The 878-nt window shown below is 39.2% G+C and carries 1 protein-coding gene; it reads left to right on the top strand.

Going from position 1 to position 878, the window contains the following annotated elements; all coding sequences use genetic code 11:
• Window positions 1-212 precede the first annotated feature (212 nt).
• Window positions 213-749 carry a hypothetical protein gene (locus tag Q1A70_RS20170; protein ID WP_299695816.1) on the top strand — a complete coding sequence of 179 codons (537 nt, stop codon included), beginning with the start codon at window positions 213-215 and terminating at the stop codon, window positions 747-749.
• Window positions 750-878: the final 129 nt, after the last annotated feature.

The following is an 878-nucleotide window of genomic DNA, read 5'->3' as shown; positions in this document are numbered from 1 at the left end:
GGTGACTCTACGGATGGGGATAAGCTGGACGTGATTCTAAGAGCCTATCGCTACGCGATGATTCTGGCAGAAAGGAAAGGCGAGATTTTGAGAGCAGATAAAACAAAGGCCACATCGTAAGACGTGGCCTTGTTTCATATGGTTATGGTATTGTTCAAGGGCCTATTCAAAAACTTAACCATTAAACCAAACTGTCAGGAGTAGTATGTACAATGGATCTTATGTTTGCAATTGTTAAACCAATTAAAGCAGGTTGGAATATGTTGAGAACGTTATTTCGAGGGGCGGAAGTCCGAGACGAAAAAATGATGAAGCTAGAACTAGAACAGGGAGAGCTTGTTAACGATGGAACTGCAATAAGATTGCGTATTCGAGTTCGTAACCACGGACTGACAAAGCTAACCGTTAATCACGTAAAACCGCGTATAAGCATTGCAGGTTACGGGTACCACTGTAACAGTATTGTTTGTGATACCACGTTGGATTCTGAAGATCATAACGGCAAAGTTATTGAGTTGATCATCCCAACTCCATTCCTAAAAAATGATTTCACGATCAATAATATAAACAGTCAGGCTCAATGTGACCTTTTCAACACAGATAATGATGTAAAAGCATGCGTTGACTCATTGGATGTCCATATAACCCGTGGGTTTTCGAACAATACTTTTAATCTGTACTTAGACGGTCATACTGCGTGGTTATTTACGCTAAAGGGTCTACATTATTTCGTCAAAAAGGCCGCTTAATGTGGCCTGTTTAAATTCAAAGATATATAAAATAAGTACCTTAGATATATAAAACATGTATAATATCAATCGTTCGTAAAACCTCCGGCTTGTTTCTTTTAACGTCAGTTAAGGCAACGAGCTATGGAA

The sequence above is a fragment of the uncultured Vibrio sp. genome, assembly GCF_947488985.1.
Classification (GTDB): Bacteria; Pseudomonadota; Gammaproteobacteria; order Enterobacterales; family Vibrionaceae; genus Vibrio.
The sequence above is the reverse complement of the archived record's forward strand: the minus strand, read 5'-3'. Positions and strand labels throughout refer to the sequence as shown.

Bases quoted from the DNA above. Each gene is read 5' to 3' on its own strand.
- Q1A70_RS20170 (WP_299695816.1), top strand. From the start codon at position 213: ATGGATCTTATGTTTGCAATTGTTAAACCAATTAAAGCAGGTTGGAAT.